Consider the following 21,787-nt stretch of genomic DNA (forward strand, 5'->3'; position numbering starts at 1 on the left):
TGCTCCCTTCGGGTGAGTGGTTACGGACGAGGGCGGAGCGGGGCCAGCCCCTCGTTGCGCACCGGAAAAAGCTGATCGCGACGGTCGGCGAAATAGCATTCCAGAGTACGTCCGACCGTAGGGAAGGCTAGCTCGTTCCAGGGGATATCGCGCTCGTGGAACAGCTGTACTTCCAGGCTCTCTTCGCCGGCGCAGAAGTCCAGGTCGACCAGTTCGGCGCGGAAGAACACATAGAGCTGGCTGATGTGCGGCAGGTCGAACAGGGTATAGAGGTGCAGGTCACGCACTCGCGCGCAGGCCTCCTCGTCGGTCTCGCGCATGGCCGCCTCGGCCATGGTCTCGCCGTTCTCCATGAAGCCGGCCGGCAGCGTCCAGTAGCCACGGCGCGGCTCGATGGCGCGACGACACAGCAGCACCTGCTCGCCCCATACCGGCAGGCAGCCGGCGACGATGCGCGGGTTCTGGTAGTGGATGGTCTCGCACTGTGGGCAGACGAAGCGCAGGCGATTGTCGCCCGTGGGGATGCGCTGCTCCACCGAACCGCCGCACTGGCTGCAGAATTTCATGCCGGTCTCTCCTGGGTCATCGCCCATGTTGGCGCCAGAAGCATCGCGGCGGCAAGCCGGTGCGATGATGCGCGGGAGACGCCTTCATGCCATGATGCCCGGCAGACGAGAAGAACCGAGAACAATCATGCTCGACGAGCTCCTGCAGCGCGTGCGCGACCACAGTCCGCGCATCCTGGAGACCGACCAGCGCCACCCCGAGGCGGCCGTGCTGGTGCCGCTGACCCGCAGCGACGACCCGGAACTGGTGCTGACCCTGCGCGCCAGCGGCCTGTCCACCCACGGTGGCGAAGTCGCCTTCCCCGGCGGCCGCCGCGACGCCACCGATCCCGACCTGGCCTTCACCGCCCTGCGCGAGGCAGAGGAAGAAGTCGGCCTGCCGCCCGGCCTGGTGGAAATGGTCGGCCCGCTCAGCCCGTTGGTGTCGCGCTTCGGCATCCGCGTCACGCCCTGGGTCGGCGTGGTGCCGGACTACGTCGAGTACCGCCCCAACGACAGCGAGATCGCCGCGGTGTTCGCCGTGCCGTTGCGCTTCTTCCTCGAGACCTCGCGCGAGGTCACCCACCGCATCGATTACGAAGGGCGCAGCTGGTACGTGCCCTGCTACCACTACGAGAGCTACAAGATCTGGGGTCTGACGGCGGTGATGATCGTCGAGCTGCTGAATGTCGCGTTCGACGCCGGCATCGACCTGGAGCAGCCGCCGCAGCCCTCTGTGAAGATCATCCGCCTGTGAGGAGCTACCCATGAAATACCGCCTGGGCGATGCCCGCGTGGAGGCCCACCCGGAAAGCTGGATCGCCCCGACTGCGGCAGTGGTCGGCAAGGTGCGCCTGGAGAAAGGCGCCAGCGTCTGGTTCGGCGCCGTGCTGCGCGGCGACAACGAACTGATCCATATCGGCGAGAACAGCAACGTGCAGGACGGCACCGTGATGCACACCGACATGGGCTTCCCGCTGACCCTCGGCACGGGTGTCACCGTCGGTCACAACGTGATGATGCACGGCTGCACGGTGGACGATTACAGCCTGATCGGCATTAATGCGGTGATTCTCAACGGCGCCAAGATCGGCAAGTACTGCATCATCGGCGCCAACAGCCTGATCCCCGAGGGCAAGGTGATTCCCGACGGCAGCCTGGTGATGGGCAGCCCGGGCAAGGTGGTGCGCGAGCTCACCGAGCAGCAGAAGAAGATGCTCGAAGGCAGTGCCGCCCATTATGTGCACAACGCCCAGCGCTACGCCCGCGACCTGGTCGAGGACGACGCGTGAGCGACGAACGCCCGGTCAAGTCGCCCTGCGTCAGTGTCTGCGCGCTGGACGACCACGACATCTGCATCGGCTGCCAGCGCACGGCGGACGAGATCACCCGCTGGGGCCGCATGAGCAACGACGAGCGCCGCGAAGTGCTGCAGCGCTGCATCGAGCGCACCCGCGCCGCCGGGCAGTTTTTGCAGCAGCCCGCGCGCCCCTGAATTCCCTTTCTCCCTTCTCCGAGGACATCCGCATGCCCCGTATCGGTACCCCCTTGTCGCCCACCGCGACCCGCGTCCTGCTCTGTGGCTCCGGCGAGCTGGGCAAGGAAGTGGTGATCGAGCTGCAGCGCCTGGGCTGCGAGGTGATCGCCGTCGACCGCTACGCCGACGCCCCGGCCATGCAGGTGGCGCATCGCAGCCATGTGATCAGCATGCTCGACGGCGCCGCCCTGCGCGCGGTGATCGAGGCGGAAAAGCCGCACTACATCGTGCCGGAGATCGAGGCGATCGCCACCGATACCCTGGTCGAGCTGGAGGCCGAAGGCTTCACCGTGGTGCCCACCGCGCGCGCCGCCAAGCTGACCATGAACCGCGAGGGCATCCGCCGCCTGGCCGCCGAAGAGCTGGGCCTGCCGACCTCGCCCTACCACTTTGCCGATACCTACGAGGCTTACGCCGAGGCGGTGCAGGCGGTCGGCTATCCCTGCGTGGTCAAGCCGATCATGAGCTCCTCCGGCAAGGGCCAGAGCGTGCTGAAGAGCGACGCCGACCTGCGAGCTGCCTGGGATTACGCCCAGGAAGGCGGCCGCGCCGGCAAGGGCCGGGTGATCGTCGAGGGCTTTATCGACTTCGACTACGAGATCACCCTGCTCACCGTGCGCCACATTGGCGGCACCTCGTTCTGCGCGCCGGTCGGCCACCGTCAGGTCAAGGGCGACTACCACGAGTCCTGGCAGCCCCAGGCAATGAGCGCCAAGGCCCTGGCCGAGTCCGAGCGCGTGGCGCTGGCAGTGACCGAGGCCCTCGGTGGCCGCGGCCTGTTCGGCGTGGAGCTGTTCGTCAAAGGCGATCAGGTGTGGTTCAGCGAGGTGTCGCCACGTCCGCACGACACCGGCCTGGTCACCCTGATCTCCCAGGATTTGTCCGAGTTCGCCCTGCATGCGCGGGCCATCCTCGGCCTGCCGATTCCGAGCATTCGCCAGTTCGGCCCGTCCGCCTCCTCGGTGATCCTGGTCGAGGGTGAGTCGCGTCAGGTGGCCTTCGCCAACCTCGGCGCGGCCCTGGCCGAGGCGGATACCGCGCTGCGCCTGTTCGGCAAGCCGGAGGTCAGCGGCCAGCGGCGCATGGGTGTGACCCTGGCCCGCGATGAGAGTATCGAGGCCGCGCGAGCCAAGGCCGTGCGCGCGTCCGAGGCGGTCAAGGTCGAACTGTGAGCCGCCTGCGCGCGGGGTTGTGGTGGGGGCTGCTGCTGGCCCTGGCGCCGATTGCCCTGCCGCAGGCCCTGTGGACCCGACGCACAGCGCTGCGCCTGCCGGAGGCCTCGGGCGCGCAGAGTGGCGTTGTCGGTGTCGAGCGGGCGGGTGAGCCGCTACGTCTGCTGCTTATCGGTGAATCGACGGTGGCCGGTGTCGGCGTCGAGGCCCAGGAGGCTGCCCTGGCCGGGCAACTGGCGCAGGCGTTGTCTGCGCGCCTGCAGCGCCCGGTGGCCTGGCGTGCCTGCGGCGAGAACGGCATCACCGCGGGCGAGGCTTGCGAGCGCCTGCTGCCGCTGGCGCTGAGCGAGCCTGCGGACCTTGTGCTGCTGGTGTTCGGCGTCAACGACACCACCCGTCTCAGCTCGTTGAGTCGCTGGGAAAGCGCGTTGCGAGCCCTGAGCCAGCGCATGACGGCCCATGACTGCCGCGTGGTCTTCACCGGGGTTCCGCCGATTCAGCACTTCAGCGCCTTGCCCTGGCTGCTGCGTCGCCTGCTCGGGCTGCGCGCCGGCCTGCTGGATGCCGCGTTGCGTCGCATCAGCGCGCAGGAGCGGGCGCAGTACGCGCGGCTGGAATTGAAGTTCGCCGATGACTATCTGGCGCGGGATGGCTATCACCCGTCGGCGCTGGGTTATCGGGTGTGGGGCGAGGGGCTGGCGGAGCTGCTCACTCGCGCGGCCTGAGGCGTGTCTGCCACAGGCGTACGCGTTTGACCCGGTTGTCGCCGGATTCGAGGATTTCCAGGCGGTAGGGCCCCATCTTCAGGCACACCGGGCTGTCCGGAATGGTTTCCAGCGCCTCGGTGACCAGGCCGTTGAGGGTCTTGGGGCCCTCGCTGGGCAAGTGCCAGCCCAGGGCCTTGTTGATCTCGCGGATACTGGCCGCGCCGTCGATGATCTGCGAGCCGTCGGCCTGGGGATGGATGTCCGGGTTCTCCTCGCCCTCGATGTGGCTGAAGTCGCCGATGATCTCGTCCAGCAGGTCCTCCAGGGTGACTATGCCCTGCACATCGCCGTACTCGTCGACGACCAGGCCGAGGCGGCGCTTCTCCTTCTGGAAGTTCACCAGTTGGGTCGCCAGCGGCGTGCCCTCGGGCACGAAGTAGGGCGGTACGCAGCTTTCCAGCAGGGTCGCATGGCTCAGCCGGTTCTGCGTCAGCAGGGCAGCCAGGCGGCGCATATGGACTATGCCTTCGATCTGGTTGATGTCGCCGCGGTACACCGGCAGGCGGGTGTGGCCGACGCTGCGTAGCTGCTCGACCAGCTGTGGCAGCTCGTCGTCAAGGTCGATGCCGACGATCTCGCTGCGCGGGATCATGATGTCGTCGACCGTCACCTTCTCCAGTTCCAGCAGCTGCAGCAGGGCGCGCTGACGTTGTTGGCGCTCTTCCTGGGCGTCGCCATTGCGCGGTGTGCGCCGGCGTTCGTGGCGCGGCGCGCCGGCGGCACGGGCTGCGCGGCTGGTGCGGCGCAAGGGCAGGGGCAGCAGGTTGCGTTCGCGCAGCAGCAACAGGCCGCCGATCAACAGGATCAGCGTGCCGAGCCACCACTCGTAGGGGGCGAGAGTCATGGGGTCAGATATGCAGGATGAATTCGCGGACCAGCTTGCTGCCGAAGTAGGCCAGCATCAGCAGGCAGAAGCCGGCCAGGGTCCAGCGGATCGCCTTGTGCCCGCGCCAGCCGAGCTGGTGGCGGCCCCAGAGCAGCACGGCGAACACCAGCCAGGCCAGGCACGACAGCAGGGTCTTGTGCGCCAGGTGCTGGGCCAGCAGGTTGTCGACGAACACCCAGCCGGACAGCAGCGACAGCGACAGTAGCAGCCAGCCTGCCCAGAGGAAACCGAACAGCAGGCTCTCCATGGTCTGCAGCGGCGGGAAGTTGCGGATCAGCCCCGACAGATGCTTGTGCTTGAGCTGGTGGTCCTGCAACGACAGCAGCAGCGACTGGAACATGGCGATGGTCAGCAGGCCGTAGGCCAGGATCGACAGCAGGATGTGGGCGAGAATGCCCGGCTCCTCGTTGATCGGCTGGCTGGTGCCGGCCGGGGCGAACTGCGCCAGCAGCACGGTCATCGCGCCCAGCGGGAACAGCGGCAGCAGCAGGTTCTCCACCGGGATGCGCGTCGTGCCTATCAGGATCAGCGCGATGACCGCGCAGGCGATCAGGCTGGAGGCGTTGAAGAAGTCCAGATTGAGGCCGGCGCCCGGCAGCAGCTGAATGCCCAGGCTGAAGATGTGGGCGATCAGGGCGAGGCTGCCGAGCAGGCCGAGCAGGCGCTTGTCCGGCGCCTGGCGGCGGGAGAAGCGCAACCCGTGATAAAGGGTGGCACCGGCATACAGGCCGGCGGCGGCGAGACTGGGCAGCAGAGGGTGCATAAATCCGTGTATGGCTGGGCCCGAAAGGCCGTGAGTGTGGCACACAAGACGCATTTCACGAAAGACCGCCGGCGGTGTCGGCGGCCCCACCTCTTGGTTATACTCCGCGGCTTGCTGCAAGCCCCGGCTCAAAGGAAAGCGCATGTTCGAAAACCTAACCGACCGCCTGTCACAGACGCTGCGCCATGTCACCGGCAAGGCCAAGCTGACCGAGGACAACATCAAGGACACCCTGCGCGAAGTGCGCATGGCCCTGCTTGAGGCCGACGTGGCCCTGCCGGTGGTCAAGGACTTCGTCAACAAGGTCAAGGAACGTGCGGTCGGTACCGAGGTATCGAAGAGCCTGACGCCGGGCCAGGCCTTCGTGAAGATCGTCCGCGCCGAGCTGGAAGAGCTGATGGGTGCGGCCAACGAAGATCTCAGCCTGGCTGTGACTCCTCCGGCCGTGGTGCTGATGGCCGGCCTGCAGGGCGCCGGTAAGACCACCACCGCCGGCAAGCTGGCGCGCTTCCTCAAGGAGCGCAAGAAGAAGACCGTGATGGTGGTGTCCGCGGACGTCTACCGCCCGGCGGCGATCAAGCAGCTGGAGACCCTGGCCAGCGACATCGGCGTGACCTTCTTCCCCTCCGACATCAGCCAGAAGCCGGTAGCCATCGCCCAGGCGGCGATCGCCGAGGCCAAGCTCAAGTTCATCGACGTGGTCATCGTCGACACCGCCGGCCGCCTGGCCATCGATGCGGAGATGATGGCCGAGATCCAGGCCGTGCACGCCGCGATCAACCCGGCAGAGACCCTGTTCGTGGTCGACGCCATGACCGGTCAGGATGCCGCCAACACCGCCAAGGCCTTCGGCGACGCGCTGCCGCTGACCGGCGTGGTGCTGACCAAGGTCGACGGCGACGCCCGTGGTGGTGCTGCGCTGTCCGTGCGGCAGATCACCGGCAAGCCGATCAAGTTCATCGGTATGGGTGAGAAGAGCGAGGCCCTGGAGCCTTTCCACCCGGACCGTATCGCCTCGCGCATCCTCGGCATGGGCGACGTGCTCAGCCTGATCGAGCAGGCCGAGCAGACTCTCGATCGCGAGAAGGCCGAGAAGCTCACCAAGAAGCTGAAGAAGGGCAAGGGCTTCGATCTAGAAGACTTCCGCGACCAGCTGCAGCAGATGAAGAACATGGGTGGCCTCGGCGGCCTGATGGACAAGCTGCCGTCCATCGGCGGGGTCAACCTGTCGCAAATGGGCGGTGCCCAGGGCGCGGCGGAGAAGCAGTTCAAGCAGATGGAGGCGATCATCGACTCCATGACGCCGTCCGAGCGTCGCGATCCGGAAATCATCAGTGGCTCGCGCAAGCGCCGCATCGCCCTCGGTTCCGGCACTCAGGTGCAGGACGTCGGCCGCTTGATCAAGCAGCACAAGCAGATGCAGAAGATGATGAAGAAATTCACCGCCAAGGGCGGCATGGCCAAGATGATGCGTGGCCTCGGCGGCATGATGCCGGGCGGGCTGCCGAAGTTGTAACCCTGGGGCCGATGGGTGGCCCGAAAAAGAGATTTGCAAATAGCCGGATAATCCTTAGAATATGCGGCCTTTCGGGCCTAGGCCCATTAAAGTGTGTGCCTTTTAGTTAGCACCGATTACAGGAACGAAGTTCAATGGTAACCATCCGTCTTGCTCGTGGCGGCTCCAAGAAGCGCCCCTTCTACCACCTGACCGTGACCAACAGCCGCAATGCGCGCGATGGTCGCTTTGTTGAGCGCATCGGTTTCTTCAACCCGATCGCTACCGGTGCCGAAGTGAAGCTCTCTGTGAACCAAGAGCGCGCTACCTACTGGCTGAGCCAGGGCGCCCAGCCGTCTGAGCGCGTTGCTCAGCTGCTGAAGGAAGCTGCCAAGGCTGCTGCCTAAGCAATATGAACGCTACGCCGTCCGCTGAGGACCTGATCGTCCTCGGCAAGATCACTTCGGTGCACGGCGTGCGTGGGGAAGTGAAGATCTATTCCTTCACCGACCCGATCGACAACCTGCTCGATTACAGTCCCTGGACGCTCAAGCGCGAGGGTGAGGTCAAGCAGGTGGAGCTGGTCAGCGGTCGCCTCCAGGGCAAAGTCCTGGTGGCCAAGCTCAAGGGGCTCGATGACCGCGAGGTAGCACGTACCTTCGCGGGTTTCGACATTTGCGTGCCACGCGCACTGCTGCCCGACCTGGATGACGGCGAGTTCTACTGGCACCAGCTGGAAGGGCTGAACGTGATCGATCTGCAAGGGCAACTGCTCGGGCGCCTCGATCATCTGCTGGAGACCGGCGCCAACGATGTGATGGTGGTCAAGCCCTGTCCGGGCAGCCTGGATGATCGCGAGCGCCTGCTGCCCTATACCGAGCAGTGCGTGCAGCAGATCGACCTGGCCGCCGGCGAGATGCGGGTGGACTGGGACGCGGATTTCTGAGCCCCTGGCTCTTGCCTGAGCGAGTGCCATGCGTGTCGAAGTCATCAGCATCTTCCCGGAGATGTTCGCCGCCATCAGTCAGTACGGCATTACCAGTCGTGCGGTGAAGCAGGGGCTGCTGCAGTTGAACTGCCGGCAGCTGCGTGACTACACCGACGACCGTCATCAGACCGTGGATGATCGCCCCTTCGGTGGCGGCCCTGGCATGGTGATGAAGATCAAGCCCCTGGAAGACGCCCTGGCTGCTGCCAAGGCCGATGCCGGGGATGCAGCGAAGGTGATCTACATGTCGCCGCAGGGCCGCCAGCTGACTCAGCAGGGGGTGCGTGAACTGGCTAGCGAGCAGGCGCTGATTCTTATCGCCGGTCGCTACGAAGGCATCGACGAGCGCTTCATCGAGGCGCATGTCGATGAGGAATGGTCGATTGGCGATTACGTCCTCTCCGGCGGTGAGCTTCCGGCGATGGTGCTGATCGATGCTGTAACGCGGTTGCTGCCGGGTGCGCTCGGGCATGCAGATTCCGCCGAGGAGGACTCGTTCAGCGATGGCCTCCTCGATTGCCCGCACTACACCCGACCCGAGGTGTACGAGGGCAAACGTGTTCCGGACGTGCTGCTTAGCGGCAACCATGAACACATCCGGCGCTGGCGCCTCCAACAGTCCCTTGGTCGGACCTGGGAGCGCCGAGTCGATCTTCTGGATAGCCGCTCGCTTTCTGGAGAAGAGAAGAAGCTGCTGGAGGAGTACATCCGCCAGCGGGACGATAGTTAACGTATCGATGGCAAACCCAGGTTTGTCTTAGGAGCACAGCATGACCAACAAAATTATCCAGATGCTCGAAGCCGAGCAGATGAACAAAGAAATCCCGGCCTTCGCCCCGGGTGACACTGTCATCGTTCAGGTGAAAGTGAAGGAAGGCGATCGTTCCCGTCTGCAGGCCTTCGAAGGCGTAGTGATCGGCAAGCGTAACCGCGGCCTGAACAGCGCCTTCACCGTACGCAAGATCTCCAACGGCGTTGGCGTAGAGCGTACCTTCCAGACTTACAGCCCGCTGATCGACAGCCTGAGCGTCAAGCGCCGCGGCGACGTGCGCAAGGCCAAGCTGTACTACCTCCGCGACCTGTCCGGCAAGGCAGCTCGCATCAAGGAAAAACTGTCCTGATCGGACGGTCTTCCGACCTGAAGAAAGCAGCCTGCGGGCTGCTTTTTTCGTTTATGGGTTCGTTGATCGACGGGCTCAGCGTTTCTGCCGCACGGGCAGCGTGACAACAAGCACAACAGCGCAGCACGAGGCAGCCACATTCTTCAGCAGAGCAGTAGTGGCATGACCCCGAGAGAGCAAGAGATCCAGCGCCGTACCGAGCTGTCGGAAACCCGCGTAACCAAGGCGGTGTTCCCGCCGAGTACCAACCACCACAACACCCTGTTCGGCGGCACCGCCCTGGCCTGGATGGACGAGGTGTCGTTCATCGCCGCCACCCGCTTCTGCCGCCTGCCGCTGGTGACCGTGTCCAGTGACCGCATCGACTTCAAACACGCGATTCCTGCCGGCTCCATCGTCGAACTGGTCGGGCGGGTGATCAAGGCCGGCAACACCAGCCTCAAGGTCGAGGTCGAGGTATTCGTCGAGGGCATGTACTGCGGCGGTCGGGAGAAGGCCATCACCGGCGTGTTCAGCTTCGTCGCCATCGGCGAGGACAAGAAGCCGATACCGGTGTTGCCGGACTTCGCATGAGAAAGGGCGCCTACGGGTGCCTTTTTCTTTTTCGGGCTGGCTGGTCGCCGCGTTGATGGATATGGAAGACTGCCCTGGTTCTGTCTTCGAGACTTTCTGCCGTCCCATGCCCGTTCTGGATCATCACCTGATCGACCGCTTCCTCGACGCCCTGTGGCTGGAGAAGGGCCTGTCGCCGCACACCCGCTCCGCCTATCGCAGCGATCTAGGTCACTTCCACGCCTGGCTGCAGGAGCGCGGGCTGGCGCTGGAAAGCGCCGCACGGGAGGTCATTCTCGATCACCTGGCCTGGCGCCTGGAGCAGGGTTACAAGGCCCGCTCGACTGCGCGTCTGCTCTCCGGCCTGCGGGGTTTCTATCGCTACCTGTTGCGCGACGGGCTGATCGGCGAAGACCCGACTCTGCAGGTGGATCTGCCTCAGCTCGGCCGGCCATTGCCCAAGTCGCTGTCCGAGGCCGATGTGGAGGCGTTGCTGGCGGCGCCGGAGCTGGAGGACCCGATCGGGCTGCGCGACCGCGCCATGCTCGAGGTGCTGTATGCCTGTGGCTTGCGGGTGACCGAGCTGGTGTCGTTGACCCTGGAGCAGGTCAACCTGCGCCAGGGCGTGCTGCGCGTGTTCGGCAAGGGCAGCAAGGAGCGCCTGGTGCCGCTGGGCGAGGAGGCGATTGTCTGGATCGAGCGCTATGTGCGTGAGGCGCGACCTTTGCTGCTGGATGGCCGACCCAGCGACGTGCTGTTTCCCAGCCTGCGTGGCGAGCAGATGACCCGTCAGACCTTCTGGTATCGCATCAAACACCAGGCCAAGGTGGCCGGCATTCTCAAGCCGTTGTCGCCGCACACCCTGCGCCATGCCTTCGCCACCCATCTGCTCAATCACGGCGCCGATCTGCGGGTGGTGCAGATGCTGCTGGGGCATAGCGATCTGTCGACCACGCAGATCTACACCCATATCGCTCGTGCGCGCCTGCAGGAGCTGCATGCCCAGCATCACCCCAGGGGGTGAGTTGGAACGGCTGCCGAATGGCCAGCCGAGGGTGCGCTGGCTGGTGCGTTAGCGCCTCTATCCGGTAGGGGCGGCGGCTGTAGGTCGCACCGACTTCGCAGTCCGTCCATCGTGCATGCCCGCCCGGCGTCTGCGGTCGGCTGCATGGGTGTGCTGTGGTAGGCTGGGAGCACTGTCATAGGAGTGTTCCATGTCCGTTATTCGTGTTCTGGGCGGTGCCGTTCTGGGTCTCGCCGCTTCTATCGCTTTCGCCGCCGATCCCGACCAGGCGATTCGCGCCACTCTGACCAAGCTGCAGCCCGATATGCCCATCGAGGCCATCGCCGAGAGCCCGATGACCGGCCTGTATCAGGTGCATCTGAAAGGCGGTCGCCTGCTCTACGCCAGTGCCGACGGCCAGTTCCTGATGCAGGGCAACCTCTATCAGTTCAAGGGTGACAATGCCGTCAACCTGACCCGCCAGGCCGAGAGCAAGGGCGTGGCCAAGGAAATCAACGGCATTCCTACCAGCGAGATGGTGGTGTTCTCGCCCAAGGAGCCGGCCAAGGCGCATATCACCGTGTTCACCGACACCGACTGCGGCTACTGCCAGAAACTGCACAGCGAAGTGCCGGAGCTCAACCGTCGTGGCATCGAGGTGCGTTACGTGGCGTTCCCGCGCCAGGGTCTCGGCAGCCATGGCTACAACACGCTGGTCAGTGTCTGGTGCGCCAAGGACCGCCAGTCGGCCATGAATCAGGCCAAGTCCCGCCAGGAACTGCCGGCGGCTACCTGTGACAACCCGGTGGCCAAGCAGTACGAGCTGGGTCAGATGATCGGCGTCAATGGCACTCCGGCCATCGTCATGGGCAACGGCGAGCTGATTCCGGGCTACCAGCCGGCTCCAGAACTGGCGAAAGCTGCCCTGGAGGCCAAGTAATCTGGCCCTCGGCCCGATTGACCTGGGGTCTGGCGCTTCGTAAAGTGCGGCTCTTTTGTGCGGCCGGGGCTCGCCCCGGCCGTTTCGTGTAGGCAGATGGGGAAAACAACGTGAAACCGGTGAAAGTGGGCATCTGTGGGTTGGGTACCGTCGGTGGCGGTACCTTCAATGTACTCAAACGCAACGCCGAGGAGATTGCCCGCCGTGCCGGGCGTGGAATCGAAGTCGCGCAGATTGCCGCTCGTCGCCCCAACCCGAAGTGTGAAACCGGTGCCACCCCCATCACCGCCGACATCTTCGACGTGGCCAACAACCCGGAAATCGACGTGGTCATCGAGCTGATCGGTGGCTACACCCTGGCCCACGAGCTGGTGCTCAAGGCCATCGAGAACGGCAAGCACGTGGTCACCGCCAACAAGGCGCTGATCGCCGTGCACGGCAACGAGATCTTCGCCAAGGCCCGCGAGAAGGGCGTCATCGTCGCCTTCGAGGCCGCCGTGGCCGGTGGCATCCCGGTGATCAAGGCGATCCGCGAGGGCCTGGCCGCCAACCGCATCAACTGGCTGGCCGGCATCATCAACGGCACCGGCAACTTCATCCTCACCGAAATGCGCGAGAAAGGCCGTGCCTTCGCCGATGTGCTGAAGGAAGCCCAGGCCCTGGGTTACGCCGAGGCCGATCCGACCTTCGACGTCGAAGGCATCGACGCCGCCCACAAGCTGACCATCCTTGCGTCCATCGCCTTCGGCATCCCGCTGCAGTTCGACAAGGCCTACACCGAGGGCATCAGCAAGCTGACCAGCGCCGACGTGAATTACGCCGAGGCCCTGGGCTACCGCATCAAGCACCTCGGGGTGGCCCGTCGCACTGAGGCTGGCATCGAGCTGCGCGTGCATCCGACGCTGATCCCGGCCGATCGCCTGATCGCCAACGTCAACGGCGTGATGAACGCGGTGATGGTCAATGGCGATGCCGCCGGCAGCACCCTGTTCTACGGCGCCGGTGCGGGCATGGAGCCGACCGCCTCGTCCGTGGTCGCCGACCTGGTGGACGTGGTTCGCGCCATGACCAGCGACCCGACCAACCGCGTGCCGCACCTGGCCTTCCAGCCGGACTCGCTGTCCGACCACCCGATCCTGCCGATCGCCGAGTGCGAGAGCGCCTACTACCTGCGCATCCAGGCCAAGGACCACCCGGGCGTGCTGGCCCAGGTGGCGAGCATCCTGTCGGAGCGCGGCATCAACATCGAATCGATCATGCAGAAAGAGGCCGAAGAGCACGACGGTCTGGTACCGATGATCCTGGTCACCCACCGGGTCGTCGAGTCGCGCATCGACGACGCCATCGCCGCCCTCGAAGGGTTGGCCGATGTGGTCGGCAAAGTCGTGCGTATCCGCGTCGAGCAACTGGTCTGAGGTAGAAAGTCATGCGTTATATCAGCACCCGCGGCCAGGCCCCGGCCCTCAATTTCGAAGACGTTCTGCTCGCCGGTTTGGCCAGCGACGGCGGCCTCTACGTGCCGGAAAACCTGCCGCGCTTCACCCAGGAAGAGATCGCCTCCTGGGCCGGCCTGCCATACCACGAGCTGGCCTTCCGCGTGATGCGCCCGTTCGTCACCGGCTCCATCGCCGATGCCGACTTCAAGAAGATCCTCGAAGAAACCTACGGTGTGTTCGCCCACAACGCCGTGGCGCCGCTGCGCCAGCTCAACGGCAACGAGTGGGTGCTGGAGCTGTTCCACGGCCCGACCTTGGCGTTCAAGGACTTCGCCCTGCAGCTGCTGGGTCGCCTGCTCGATCACGTGCTGAGCAAGCGCGGCGAGCGCGTGGTGATCATGGGCGCCACCTCCGGTGACACCGGCTCGGCGGCCATCGAAGGCTGCAAGGCTTGCGAGCACGTCGACATCTTCATCATGCACCCGCATAACCGCGTGTCCGAGGTGCAGCGCCGGCAGATGACCACCATCCTCGGCGAGAACATCCACAACATCGCCATCGAAGGCAACTTCGACGACTGCCAGGAGATGGTCAAGGCCAGCTTCGCCGACCAGGGCTTCCTCAAGGGCACCCGTCTGGTGGCGGTCAACTCGATCAACTGGGCGCGGATCATGGCCCAGATTGTCTACTACTTCCACGCAGCCCTGCAGCTCGGCGGCCCGGCCCGTTCCATCGCGTTCTCGGTGCCGACCGGCAACTTCGGCGACATCTTCGCCGGCTATCTCGCGCGCAATATGGGCCTGCCGATCAGCCAACTGATCGTGGCGACCAACCGCAACGACATCCTGCACCGCTTCATGAGCGGCAATCAGTACGTCAAGGGCGACCTGCACCCGACCCTGTCGCCGTCCATGGACATCATGGTCTCGTCCAACTTCGAGCGCCTGCTGTTCGACCTGCACGGCCGCAACGGCGCCGCCATCGCCGGCCTGATGGACACCTTCAAGCAGGGCGGCGGCTTCAGCGTCGAGGAAGACCGCTGGACCGAGGCGCGCAAGCTGTTCGACTCCCTGGCCGTCAGCGATGAGCAGACCTGCGAGACCATTGCCGAGGTGTACAAGGAGTGCGGCGAGCTGCTCGACCCGCACACTGCCATCGGCGTGCGTGCCGCCCGCGAGTGCCGTCGCAGCCTGGCCACCCCGATGGTCGTCTTGGGTACCGCGCACCCGGTCAAGTTTCCGGAAGCGGTGGAGAAGGCCGGTATCGGCCAGGCCCCGGCACTGCCGCCGCACCTGGCCGACCTGTTCCAGCGTGACGAGCGCTGCACAGTGCTGGCCAACGATCTGAAGACCGTACAGCAGTTTGTCGCGGTCCACGGTAATCGCGGCAAGCCGCTATAAGACACTGCTGTAATGAAGAGCCCCGCCCAGTGCGGGGCTTTTTCATGGGCGGAATCATGGTTCTGTAGTAGCCAGCTGTTACCCTGAAGTGGGCGAGGCGGCGCAGACTGGCGCCACATTCACCCAGAGGAGGCAACTACCATGGCGGCGAAGAAGATCCTGATGCTGGTCGGCGACTACGCCGAAGACTACGAGACCATGGTGCCGTTCCAGGCCCTGCAGATGGTCGGTCACACCGTGCATGCGGTATGCCCCGGCAAGAGCGCCGGGCAGACCGTGCGCACCGCGATCCACGACTTCGAGGGCGACCAGACCTACAGCGAGAAGCCGGGGCACAACTTCGCCCTCAACTTCGATTTCGCCAAGGCCTCCGAGAGCGCCTATGACGGCCTGCTGATTCCCGGCGGTCGTGCCCCCGAATACCTGCGCCTGAATGCCGAGGTGATCGCCCTGGTGCAGGCCTTCGCCAAGGCCGGCAAGCCGATCGCCGCCGTGTGCCACGGCGCCCAGCTGCTGGCCGCCGCCGACGTGCTCAAGGGCCGCGGCTGCAGCGCCTACCCGGCCTGCGCGCCGGAAGTGCGCCTGGCCGGTGGCGAGTACGTGGAGGTGCCGATGGATGGCGTGCACGTCGACGGCAACCTGGTCACTGCCCCGGCCTGGCCGGCGCATCCGGCCTGGCTGGCGGCGTTTCTGAAAGTGCTGGGCTGAGAGAGGAGAGCAGGGCATGTGCGAGCTGTATGTAAAGGCCGATCCGATCCTCTACGAGTCGCGCTCGCGCTCCCTGCGCATCCACGGGGTGGTCACCACCCTGCGCCTGGAAAACCAGTTCTGGGACATCCTGCGCGAGATCGCCGAGGTCGACGGCATGACCACCAACCAGTTGATCACCAAGCTGTACGAGGAGGTCATGGACTACCGTGGCGAGGTGGTCAACTTCGCCTCCTTCCTGCGCGTCAGCTGCACCCGCTTCCTGGCGCAGCGCCCGCAGCAGAGTGCCGAGGTGCTCAGTCTGGTGCAGTCGCGTTAGGCGAGCGCGCACAAAAAAGCCCGCGTCATGCGGGCTTTTTTTATGGGTTGCCGATCAGTGCTTGCGCGGCACCGGCTTGAGCAGTTCTTCCGGCGGCATCTCGCAATTGATCTTGCGCCCGAGCAGCTCTTCGATCGGCGGCAGGGCGAAGGCGTCGTCCTCGCCGGCGAAGCTGATCGAGGTGCCGCTGGCGCCGGCGCGGCCGGTGCGGCCGATGCGGTGCACGTAATCGTCCGGCACTTCCGGCAGGGTGAAGTTGATCACGTGGCTGATGCCGTCCACGTGGATGCCACGGCCGGCCACGTCGGTGGCGACCATCACGCGGATCTTGCCTTCGCGGAAGCCTTCCAGGGTCTTGATCCGCTTGTGCTGCGGCACGTCGCCGGACATCTGCGCAGCGCTGACGCCGTCGCGGATCAGCTTCTCCTCGATGCGGCGCACCTCGTCGCGGCGGTTGGCGAACACCATCACCCGCTGCCAGTCGTTCTGCGTCACCAGGTTGTACAGCAGCTTGTACTTGTCCTTGCTGGACACGGCATAGACGTGCTGCTCGACGGTGTCGCTGGCGACGTTTTCCGGCTCGATCTCGACGATGGCCGGGTTTACCGTCCACTGGCGTGCCAGGTTCATCACGTCCTCGGTGAAGGTCGCGGAGAACAGCAGGGTCTGGCGGTCGCCCTTCATCGGGGTCTGGCGGATGATCTGACGGACTTGCGGGATGAAGCCCATGTCGAGCATGCGGTCGGCTTCGTCCAACACCATCACCTCGACCATGTCCAGGTGCACCTCGCCGCGCTGGTTGAAGTCCAGCAGGCGGCCCGGGGTGGCGACCAGGATGTCGCAGTAGCGCGACTCGAGCTGCTTGAGCTGCTTGTCGAAGTCCATGCCGCCGACGAATTGCATGACGTTGAGGCCGGTGTACTTGGTCAGGGCCTCGGCGTCCTTGGCGATCTGCACCACCAGCTCGCGGGTCGGCGCGATGATCAGCGCGCGCGGCTCGCCCATGTAGCGCTCTTTCGGCACCTGGGTCTGCAGCAGCTGGGTAATGGTGGAAATGAGGAAGGCGGCGGTCTTGCCGGTGCCGGTCTGGGCGCGGCCTATGGCGTCCTTGCCCTTGAGGGTGTGGCCGAGGACCTGGGCCTGGATCGGTGTGCAGTAGGGGAAGCCGAGGTCGTGGATGGCGTGCATCAGCTCCGGCGCCAGGCGGAAATCGTGGAAGCGGGTCTTGCCTTCCTGCGGTTCGACCACGAAGTCTTCCAGTTTCCAGGTGTCCACCGGCTTGGCCGGGCGCTCGCGGCGCGGCTTGTCGGCGCGCGGCTTCTTGGCGTCACGCGGCGCTTTGGCTTCGGCATCCGCCTTTGCTTGCGGGTGGCGCGGGGCGCTCGGTTTGGTGGGGGCGCTGGGAGTGCTGGCGGGAGTGACGCTGGCGGGCTGTTCGGCTTCGCCCTTGCTGAAAATTTTCTTGAGTGCTTTGAGCACGGCCGTCTCGTATTGGTCAAGGAATGAACGGTCGCCAGTGTAAAGCAAGAAGCCCGCGCGGCGAAATGCTGCGCGGGCTGCGGCCGGTCAATCGGGCAGGTTGGCCAGCAGCAGGTCGCGCACGTTGCCGCCCATGATCGCGGCGATATCGGCGTCACTGAAGCCGGCGCGCTGCAGGCCCTCGGTGATCTGTGCCAGGCCGGTGCTGTCGAAGGGCGCATGCACCGTGCCGTTGAAGTCCGAACCCAGGGCCACGTGGGCGACGCCGACCTTGTCTGCGGTGTAGCGGATGGCGCGGACGATGGCGCCGACCGAGGTCTCGCAGACGGCGGCGTCCCAGTAGCCGATGCCGATCACCCCACCGTTGGCGGCGATGCGTTGCAGGTGGTCATCGGTGAGGTTGCGCGGGCCGGGGCAGGTGCCGGCGACGCCCGTGTGGGAGACCAGCACGGGGCGCTTGGCGATGGCCAGCACGTCATCGATCAGCGATTTGGAGGCGTGGGCCAGGTCGACCAGCATGCGCTTCTCCTCCAGGCGGGCGATCACCTGGCGGCCCAGCGGGGTCAGGCCGCCCTTTTCCAGGCCGTGGGCCGAGCCGCCCACCTCGTTGTCGAAGAAATGGGTCAGGCCGGCGATGCGGAAACCGGCGTCGTACAGGCGGTCGACGTTTTCCAGCTTGCCCTCGATGGGCTGCAGGCCCTCGGTGGCCAGCACCGTGGCCAGGCGCTGCGGGTCGCGTTGCCAGGCCAGCAGGTAGGCGGCCAGCTCGCTGCGGCTGCGGATCAGTACCATCCTGCCCTCGCTGGCGGCTGCTGCCTGTTTCAGTTTGTCGGCCTGGTAAAGGGCACGGGCCAGCAGGCTGCTCCAGGTTTCCCGCGGCCAGCGCTGGGCCATGGCCAGCAGGGTGATGTTGTCGCTGTCGGCGCCATTGCTCTCGTAGTTGATGCCACGCGGGGTCTTGGTGACGGTGGAGAACACCTGCAGGCCGACGCGGCCTTCGAGCAGGCGCGGCAGATCCGAGTGACCGTAGTCGTGGCGCTCCAGCAGGTCGCGCTGCCAGAGTAGGGCGTCGTCGTGCAGGTCGGCGACGAACAGGGTCTGGTGCAGCTTTTCAGCGGAGTCGCTGGCGGGGTAGGGCGCGGGCGTGGCCACGCTGTTCGCCTGGCGGTCGAGCAGGGTGGGGATGGTGAAGAAGATTCCCGCGCCAACCGGCACGAGGATCAGCAGGGTGAGCAGTAGCTTGCGCATGGGGGCATCCGAGCATTGTTGTTATGCGCCGGACTCTAACAAGGCGCGCCGGCAGCTGGCGATGGGCTTGCGTTTTCGCCGGGCGATCTGGCGGGAGCCTGCTCAGCCGAACAGGCGATTGCGGCCTTGCTGCTTGGCCTTGTATAGGGCCGCGTCGGCCCGCGCGATCAGGCTTTCCAGGCCGTCCTTGTCCTGCATCTGGGCCATGCCGATGGAGACGGTGACGCCCGGCAATATGCCTACCGGCGAGTAGAACGAGCTGATCTGCTCCAGGCTCTGGCGCAGGCGCTCGCCGATGGTGCGCGATTCGTCGGCATCCAGCTCCGGCAGGAGGATGACGAACTCCTCGCCGCCATAACGCACCATGCTGTCCTTCGGTCGCAGCTGATTACGCAGGGTATGCGCCACCAGACACAGGGCGTAGTCGCCGGCCAGGTGGCCATGCTGGTCGTTGTAGGCCTTGAAGTGGTCGACATCCAGCATGAGCATGCTCATCGGCTGGTGGCTGAAGGCGCAGCGGGTGCTTTCGCGTTCGAACACGTGCTCCAGCCAGCGGCGGTTGAAACAGCCGGTGAGGATGTCGACATTGGCGTTCTGCTCGCTGTCGAGAATGATTCGGTTGCCCTTGCGCACCCGGTCGCAGAGCAGTTCCAGCAGGTTCTGCATCAGTTCCGGCGACTGGTCGAACAGTTTGATCAGCGACTCGCGGTGCAGGCGCAGGACCAGCGAGGGCTGGGTGGCCACCACATAGGCGGAAGGGCGGTCGTTGTCGATGAAGCTGATTTCGCCGGCGCAATCGCCCGGGGTCAGGGTACTGACGGGCTGGTTGTCGAGGGAGCCGAGATAGACCTTCAGCTCGCCCTCGAGCAGCAGATAGAGGTGCTGGTTGCGGTTGAAGGGCGACAGCAGGATCTCGCTGGCCTCCAACTCGCAGGCGCGAAATTCCTGTAGCAGCTGTTGCAGGCTGCTGGCGGCGACGTTCTGGAACAGTCGTAATTGGCTGATCTGCTGGAGATCCTGCTGCCAGTTGGCGTTTTTCATCGCAAGAATGAATAACCTGTCTGGCTGCTGCGGGTGGGCATCGCTAAACACTCCCTGTCGTAGGGCGAACACCTAGCAGTGACCTTATGCTCCGCAATATTACCTGCGCAATGCTCGGACTAGAGCGGTCCGACCAGCGGTCGCAAGCGAAGGACGGGGGTTACCCGCCCGCCGGCTGCTTGACCTTTCGACGCGTACTTAGCGAGTTGCTGGAGCATCTCGACGGAGCCTTGACGCGCTTATCCCACTTTCAGCACCTGTTTCAGCCAGGTGCCGATGTCCTGGATTTCCTCCGCCATCACCTCGTGCCCCATCGGATATTCCCGCCAGGCAACCGGCACGCCCTGGGCGGCCAGTGCGTCGTGGGCGGCGCGGCCCATGAACGAGGGCACCACGTCGTCCTGACTACCGTGCAGGCACAGTACCGGCAACTGGCGGCGCGAAGCGTCTACCTGCAGCTCCTCGGGGAAGGTCGGGGCATAGGTGGACAAAGCCAGCAACCCGCCCAGCGGGCCCTGCCAGCGCAGGAAGGCGGTGTGATAGACCACCGCGCCGCCCTGGGAGAAGCCGGCCAGGACGATACGCGCCGGGTCGATGCCGCTGTCGCGCTGGGCTTCGATCAGCGCGATCACCGTCTGCGCCGAGGTCTCCATCTGCGCCTTGTCGATCGCCCGCGCCGGGCTCATGGCCAGGATGTCGTACCAGCTGGGCATGGACCAGCCGCCGTTGATGGTCACCGGCCGCGTCGGCGCCTGTGGCAGCACGAAGCGCGTGGCGGGCAGATGCTGCTGCAGCATCTTGGCCACCGGCTCGAAGTCGTAACGGTCGGCGCCCAGGCCGTGTAACCAGATGACGCAGGAGTCGGCCGGGCTGGCGGGCTCGAGTAGCAGGGCTTCTTGCATGGTTGCTCCATTATGGTGCGCATGAGCATTTTTAGTGCGTCATGCTTTTTTCGGTTCGTTGAATCACTTAATAAGATGTCGCAACGGCAAAAGTTTGCCTCTTGACCTGCGATCAATACCGTCCGGTCACGAAATTGGTACGCACCTTGCTGTAAGAAGCGGGTCCGGCGGGGGCCGCCCTAGAGCGGGAAGCCGGACAAATCTGCTGCGTCTCTTTCCCGTAAGACCTACGGAGATGAAAGGGTCATTCGCCGGTCTGCGGATCGGCATCTAGACTCCCTTCAGGTTCGCACCCCGGTTGATCCTGCCATGGTGGCGGGATCGAACGTGCCTCACAAGGGTACGGCGGCAGGACCGAGACTCGACCAAACAAGAACACTTGGAGGTTTTGATGAAGATGGTGAAATCCACCCTGGCAGTACTGACCACGGCTGCGGTGCTCGGTGTGAGCGGTTTCGCTCATGCAGGTGCGACCCTGGATGCGGTGAAGAAGAAAGGCTACGTGCAGTGCGGTATCAGCGATGGTTTGCCCGGTTTCTCCTACGCCGACGCCAAGGGTAACTACCTGGGTATCGACGTGGACATCTGCCGTGCCGTGGCTGCCGCCGTATTCGGTGACGCCTCCAAAGTGAAATTCAGCCCGCTGACCGCCAAGGAGCGCTTCACCGCGCTGCAATCCGGCGAAGTCGACGTGCTGTCGCGCAACACCACCTGGACCAGCTCGCGTGATGCGGCCATGGGCCTGAACTTCACCGGCGTGACCTACTACGACGGTCAAGGCTTCCTGGTGAACAAGAAGCTCGGCGTTTCCAGCGCCAAGGAACTGGACGGCGCCACCGTGTGCATCCAGGCCGGTACCACCACCGAGCTGAACCTGGCCGACTACTTCCGCGCCAACGGCCTGAAGTACACCCCCATCACCTATGACACCTCCGACGAGAGCGCCAAGTCGCTGGAATCCGGTCGTTGCGACGTGCTGACCTCCGACCAGTCGCAGCTGTACGCCCAGCGCATCAAGCTGGCCGCGCCGGACGACTATGTCGTACTGCCGGAAGTGATCTCCAAGGAGCCGCTCGGCCCGTCCGTACGCCAGGGTGACGAGGAGTGGTTCGACATCGTGCGCTGGAGCCTGTACGCACAGCTCAACGCCGAGGAACTGGGCGTGACTTCCGCCAACGTGGAAGAAATGGCCAAGTCCACCAAGAACCCGGACATCGCTCGCCTGCTGGGTGCAGAGGGTGATTTCGGCAAGGATCTGAAACTGCCGAAGGACTGGGCCGTGCAGATCGTCAAGCAAGTCGGTAACTACGCCGAAATCTTCGATCGCAACGTCGGTGCCGGCAGCGAGCTGAAGATCGAGCGTGGTCTCAATGCCCTGTGGAACAAGGGTGGCATGCAGTACGCACCGCCGGTGCGCTGATCCCCTTTGCCATCGCCCCTTCGTGGGGCGATGGTGTTCCTGATTTCGTGAACTCCGCGCCGCAA

General features: G+C 65.0%; 24 protein-coding genes and 1 pseudogene. 18 read left to right on the top strand and 7 right to left on the bottom strand.

Annotation, left to right across the window (positions count from 1 at the left end):
* Positions 1-20 precede the first annotated feature (20 nt).
* Positions 21-566, bottom strand: coding sequence for an NUDIX hydrolase (locus OH686_RS17245; RefSeq protein WP_289534133.1), 546 nt, complete (start codon positions 564-566; stop codon positions 21-23).
* A gap of 127 nt (positions 567-693) precedes the next feature.
* Between OH686_RS17245 and OH686_RS17250 the strand changes: the two genes are divergently transcribed.
* From OH686_RS17250 to OH686_RS17270, 5 genes are read left to right on the top strand one after another with little or no spacing between them, the layout of a single operon-like run.
* Positions 694-1,302 (top strand): CoA pyrophosphatase, encoded by a 609-nt coding sequence (locus OH686_RS17250; protein ID WP_289534134.1) that lies wholly within the window; start codon positions 694-696, stop codon positions 1,300-1,302.
* A gap of 10 nt (positions 1,303-1,312) precedes the next feature.
* Positions 1,313-1,837, top strand: a complete 525-nt coding sequence (locus OH686_RS17255) for a gamma carbonic anhydrase family protein (RefSeq protein WP_137971124.1) — start codon at positions 1,313-1,315, stop codon at positions 1,835-1,837.
* Positions 1,834-2,040 (top strand): DUF1289 domain-containing protein, encoded by a 207-nt coding sequence (locus OH686_RS17260; protein ID WP_289534135.1) that lies wholly within the window; start codon positions 1,834-1,836, stop codon positions 2,038-2,040. The genes OH686_RS17255 and OH686_RS17260 overlap by 4 nt, the downstream gene beginning before the upstream one ends.
* A gap of 32 nt (positions 2,041-2,072) precedes the next feature.
* On the top strand, positions 2,073-3,254 hold the full coding sequence (purT, locus tag OH686_RS17265; RefSeq protein ID WP_289534136.1) for a formate-dependent phosphoribosylglycinamide formyltransferase: 1,182 nt from the start codon (positions 2,073-2,075) through the stop codon (positions 3,252-3,254).
* Entirely contained in the window at positions 3,251-3,979 is a 729-nt protein-coding gene (locus tag OH686_RS17270; protein ID WP_289534137.1) for an SGNH/GDSL hydrolase family protein, read from the top strand. The genes purT and OH686_RS17270 overlap by 4 nt, the downstream gene beginning before the upstream one ends.
* On the opposite strand, the pseudogene OH686_RS17275 reads toward OH686_RS17270, so the two are convergent.
* Positions 3,963-4,670: pseudogene (locus OH686_RS17275) on the bottom strand (transporter associated domain-containing protein); the annotation flags it as partial. The gene OH686_RS17270 and the pseudogene OH686_RS17275 sit on opposite strands and share 17 nt — an antisense overlap.
* A gap of 199 nt (positions 4,671-4,869) precedes the next feature.
* Positions 4,870-5,670 (bottom strand): cytochrome C assembly family protein, encoded by an 801-nt coding sequence (locus tag OH686_RS17280; protein ID WP_289534138.1) that lies wholly within the window; start codon positions 5,668-5,670, stop codon positions 4,870-4,872.
* A gap of 142 nt (positions 5,671-5,812) precedes the next feature.
* Here OH686_RS17280 and ffh point away from each other — a divergent pair, with 142 nt between their 5' ends.
* From ffh to OH686_RS17340, 12 genes are all read left to right on the top strand, one after another.
* Positions 5,813-7,186, top strand: a complete 1,374-nt coding sequence (ffh, locus tag OH686_RS17285; RefSeq protein ID WP_289534139.1) for a signal recognition particle protein — start codon at positions 5,813-5,815, stop codon at positions 7,184-7,186.
* Between the two features lie 134 nt (positions 7,187-7,320).
* Positions 7,321-7,572 (top strand): 30S ribosomal protein S16, encoded by a 252-nt coding sequence (gene rpsP / locus OH686_RS17290; RefSeq protein WP_111263569.1) that lies wholly within the window; start codon positions 7,321-7,323, stop codon positions 7,570-7,572.
* A 5-nt stretch (positions 7,573-7,577) separates the two neighbouring features.
* Positions 7,578-8,111 (top strand): ribosome maturation factor RimM, encoded by a 534-nt coding sequence (gene rimM / locus OH686_RS17295; RefSeq protein ID WP_289534140.1) that lies wholly within the window; start codon positions 7,578-7,580, stop codon positions 8,109-8,111.
* A gap of 28 nt (positions 8,112-8,139) precedes the next feature.
* Complete coding sequence (trmD, locus tag OH686_RS17300) at positions 8,140-8,883, top strand: tRNA (guanosine(37)-N1)-methyltransferase TrmD (protein WP_289534141.1); 744 nt, start codon at positions 8,140-8,142, stop codon at positions 8,881-8,883.
* 40 nt (positions 8,884-8,923) lie between these two features.
* Complete coding sequence (rplS, locus tag OH686_RS17305) at positions 8,924-9,274, top strand: 50S ribosomal protein L19 (protein WP_137971131.1); 351 nt, start codon at positions 8,924-8,926, stop codon at positions 9,272-9,274.
* Between the two features lie 162 nt (positions 9,275-9,436).
* Entirely contained in the window at positions 9,437-9,847 is a 411-nt protein-coding gene (locus OH686_RS17310) for an acyl-CoA thioesterase (protein WP_137971132.1), read from the top strand.
* 106 nt (positions 9,848-9,953) lie between these two features.
* Positions 9,954-10,850, top strand: coding sequence for a site-specific tyrosine recombinase XerD (gene xerD, locus OH686_RS17315; RefSeq protein WP_289534142.1), 897 nt, complete (start codon positions 9,954-9,956; stop codon positions 10,848-10,850).
* 190 nt (positions 10,851-11,040) lie between these two features.
* On the top strand, positions 11,041-11,769 hold the full coding sequence (locus tag OH686_RS17320) for a thioredoxin fold domain-containing protein (protein WP_289534143.1): 729 nt from the start codon (positions 11,041-11,043) through the stop codon (positions 11,767-11,769).
* Between the two features lie 110 nt (positions 11,770-11,879).
* A complete protein-coding gene (locus OH686_RS17325) occupies positions 11,880-13,184 on the top strand; it encodes a homoserine dehydrogenase (RefSeq protein ID WP_289534144.1) in 1,305 nt (434 codons plus the stop codon).
* Positions 13,185-13,195: 11 nt separating this feature from the next.
* Entirely contained in the window at positions 13,196-14,605 is a 1,410-nt protein-coding gene (gene thrC, locus OH686_RS17330; RefSeq protein WP_289534145.1) for a threonine synthase, read from the top strand.
* 141 nt (positions 14,606-14,746) lie between these two features.
* The gene (locus OH686_RS17335) at positions 14,747-15,313 is read left to right on the top strand and encodes a DJ-1/PfpI family protein (RefSeq protein WP_289534146.1); all 567 of its coding nucleotides are present in this window, start codon (positions 14,747-14,749) and stop codon (positions 15,311-15,313) included.
* A 16-nt stretch (positions 15,314-15,329) separates the two neighbouring features.
* Positions 15,330-15,632, top strand: coding sequence for a ribbon-helix-helix domain-containing protein (locus OH686_RS17340; protein ID WP_289534147.1), 303 nt, complete (start codon positions 15,330-15,332; stop codon positions 15,630-15,632).
* A gap of 54 nt (positions 15,633-15,686) precedes the next feature.
* On the opposite strand, the gene rhlB is transcribed toward OH686_RS17340, so the two are convergent.
* From rhlB to OH686_RS17360, 4 genes are all read right to left on the bottom strand, one after another.
* A complete protein-coding gene (gene rhlB / locus OH686_RS17345; RefSeq protein WP_289534148.1) occupies positions 15,687-17,111 on the bottom strand; it encodes an ATP-dependent RNA helicase RhlB in 1,425 nt (474 codons plus the stop codon).
* An 87-nt stretch (positions 17,112-17,198) separates the two neighbouring features.
* Positions 17,199-18,359 carry a dipeptidase gene (locus OH686_RS17350; RefSeq protein ID WP_289534149.1) on the bottom strand — a complete coding sequence of 387 codons (1,161 nt, stop codon included), beginning with the start codon at positions 18,357-18,359 and terminating at the stop codon, positions 17,199-17,201.
* Between the two features lie 102 nt (positions 18,360-18,461).
* Positions 18,462-19,400: a GGDEF domain-containing protein gene (locus OH686_RS17355; protein WP_137971156.1), complete on the bottom strand. Its 939-nt coding sequence runs from the start codon at positions 19,398-19,400 to the stop codon at positions 18,462-18,464.
* Positions 19,401-19,639: 239 nt separating this feature from the next.
* The gene (locus OH686_RS17360) at positions 19,640-20,302 is read right to left on the bottom strand and encodes an alpha/beta hydrolase (protein WP_289534150.1); all 663 of its coding nucleotides are present in this window, start codon (positions 20,300-20,302) and stop codon (positions 19,640-19,642) included.
* Positions 20,303-20,693: 391 nt separating this feature from the next.
* On the opposite strand from OH686_RS17360, the gene OH686_RS17365 reads away from it, so the two are divergent.
* On the top strand, positions 20,694-21,722 hold the full coding sequence (locus OH686_RS17365) for an amino acid ABC transporter substrate-binding protein (RefSeq protein WP_137971158.1): 1,029 nt from the start codon (positions 20,694-20,696) through the stop codon (positions 21,720-21,722).
* The last annotated feature ends 65 nt before the right edge of the window (positions 21,723-21,787 follow it).

Origin of the sequence: Pseudomonas sp. SO81 (assembly GCF_030374125.1) — a bacterium.
In the GTDB taxonomy this organism is placed as follows: Bacteria; Pseudomonadota; Gammaproteobacteria; order Pseudomonadales; family Pseudomonadaceae; genus Aquipseudomonas.

What these genes read in the sequence shown, in the direction of transcription:
- OH686_RS17250 (WP_289534134.1), top strand. Translation starts at nt 694, where the DNA reads ATGCTCGACGAGCTCCTGCAGCGCGTGCGCGACCACAGTCCGCGCATC.
- OH686_RS17320 (WP_289534143.1), top strand. Translation starts at nt 11,041, where the DNA reads ATGTCCGTTATTCGTGTTCTGGGCGGTGCCGTTCTGGGTCTCGCCGCT.
- OH686_RS17245 (WP_289534133.1), bottom strand. Translation starts at nt 566, where the DNA reads ATGAAATTCTGCAGCCAGTGCGGCGGTTCGGTGGAGCAGCGCATCCCC.
- OH686_RS17310 (WP_137971132.1), top strand. Translation starts at nt 9,437, where the DNA reads ATGACCCCGAGAGAGCAAGAGATCCAGCGCCGTACCGAGCTGTCGGAA.
- rimM (WP_289534140.1), top strand. Translation starts at nt 7,578, where the DNA reads ATGAACGCTACGCCGTCCGCTGAGGACCTGATCGTCCTCGGCAAGATC.
- xerD (WP_289534142.1), top strand. Translation starts at nt 9,954, where the DNA reads ATGCCCGTTCTGGATCATCACCTGATCGACCGCTTCCTCGACGCCCTG.
- trmD (WP_289534141.1), top strand. Translation starts at nt 8,140, where the DNA reads ATGCGTGTCGAAGTCATCAGCATCTTCCCGGAGATGTTCGCCGCCATC.
- OH686_RS17355 (WP_137971156.1), bottom strand. Translation starts at nt 19,400, where the DNA reads ATGAAAAACGCCAACTGGCAGCAGGATCTCCAGCAGATCAGCCAATTA.
- rplS (WP_137971131.1), top strand. Translation starts at nt 8,924, where the DNA reads ATGACCAACAAAATTATCCAGATGCTCGAAGCCGAGCAGATGAACAAA.
- OH686_RS17340 (WP_289534147.1), top strand. Translation starts at nt 15,330, where the DNA reads ATGTGCGAGCTGTATGTAAAGGCCGATCCGATCCTCTACGAGTCGCGC.
- OH686_RS17255 (WP_137971124.1), top strand. Translation starts at nt 1,313, where the DNA reads ATGAAATACCGCCTGGGCGATGCCCGCGTGGAGGCCCACCCGGAAAGC.
- OH686_RS17280 (WP_289534138.1), bottom strand. Translation starts at nt 5,670, where the DNA reads ATGCACCCTCTGCTGCCCAGTCTCGCCGCCGCCGGCCTGTATGCCGGT.
- thrC (WP_289534145.1), top strand. Translation starts at nt 13,196, where the DNA reads ATGCGTTATATCAGCACCCGCGGCCAGGCCCCGGCCCTCAATTTCGAA.
- OH686_RS17335 (WP_289534146.1), top strand. Translation starts at nt 14,747, where the DNA reads ATGGCGGCGAAGAAGATCCTGATGCTGGTCGGCGACTACGCCGAAGAC.
- rpsP (WP_111263569.1), top strand. Translation starts at nt 7,321, where the DNA reads ATGGTAACCATCCGTCTTGCTCGTGGCGGCTCCAAGAAGCGCCCCTTC.
- OH686_RS17365 (WP_137971158.1), top strand. Translation starts at nt 20,694, where the DNA reads ATGAAGATGGTGAAATCCACCCTGGCAGTACTGACCACGGCTGCGGTG.
- ffh (WP_289534139.1), top strand. Translation starts at nt 5,813, where the DNA reads ATGTTCGAAAACCTAACCGACCGCCTGTCACAGACGCTGCGCCATGTC.
- OH686_RS17360 (WP_289534150.1), bottom strand. Translation starts at nt 20,302, where the DNA reads ATGCAAGAAGCCCTGCTACTCGAGCCCGCCAGCCCGGCCGACTCCTGC.
- purT (WP_289534136.1), top strand. Translation starts at nt 2,073, where the DNA reads ATGCCCCGTATCGGTACCCCCTTGTCGCCCACCGCGACCCGCGTCCTG.
- OH686_RS17350 (WP_289534149.1), bottom strand. Translation starts at nt 18,359, where the DNA reads ATGCGCAAGCTACTGCTCACCCTGCTGATCCTCGTGCCGGTTGGCGCG.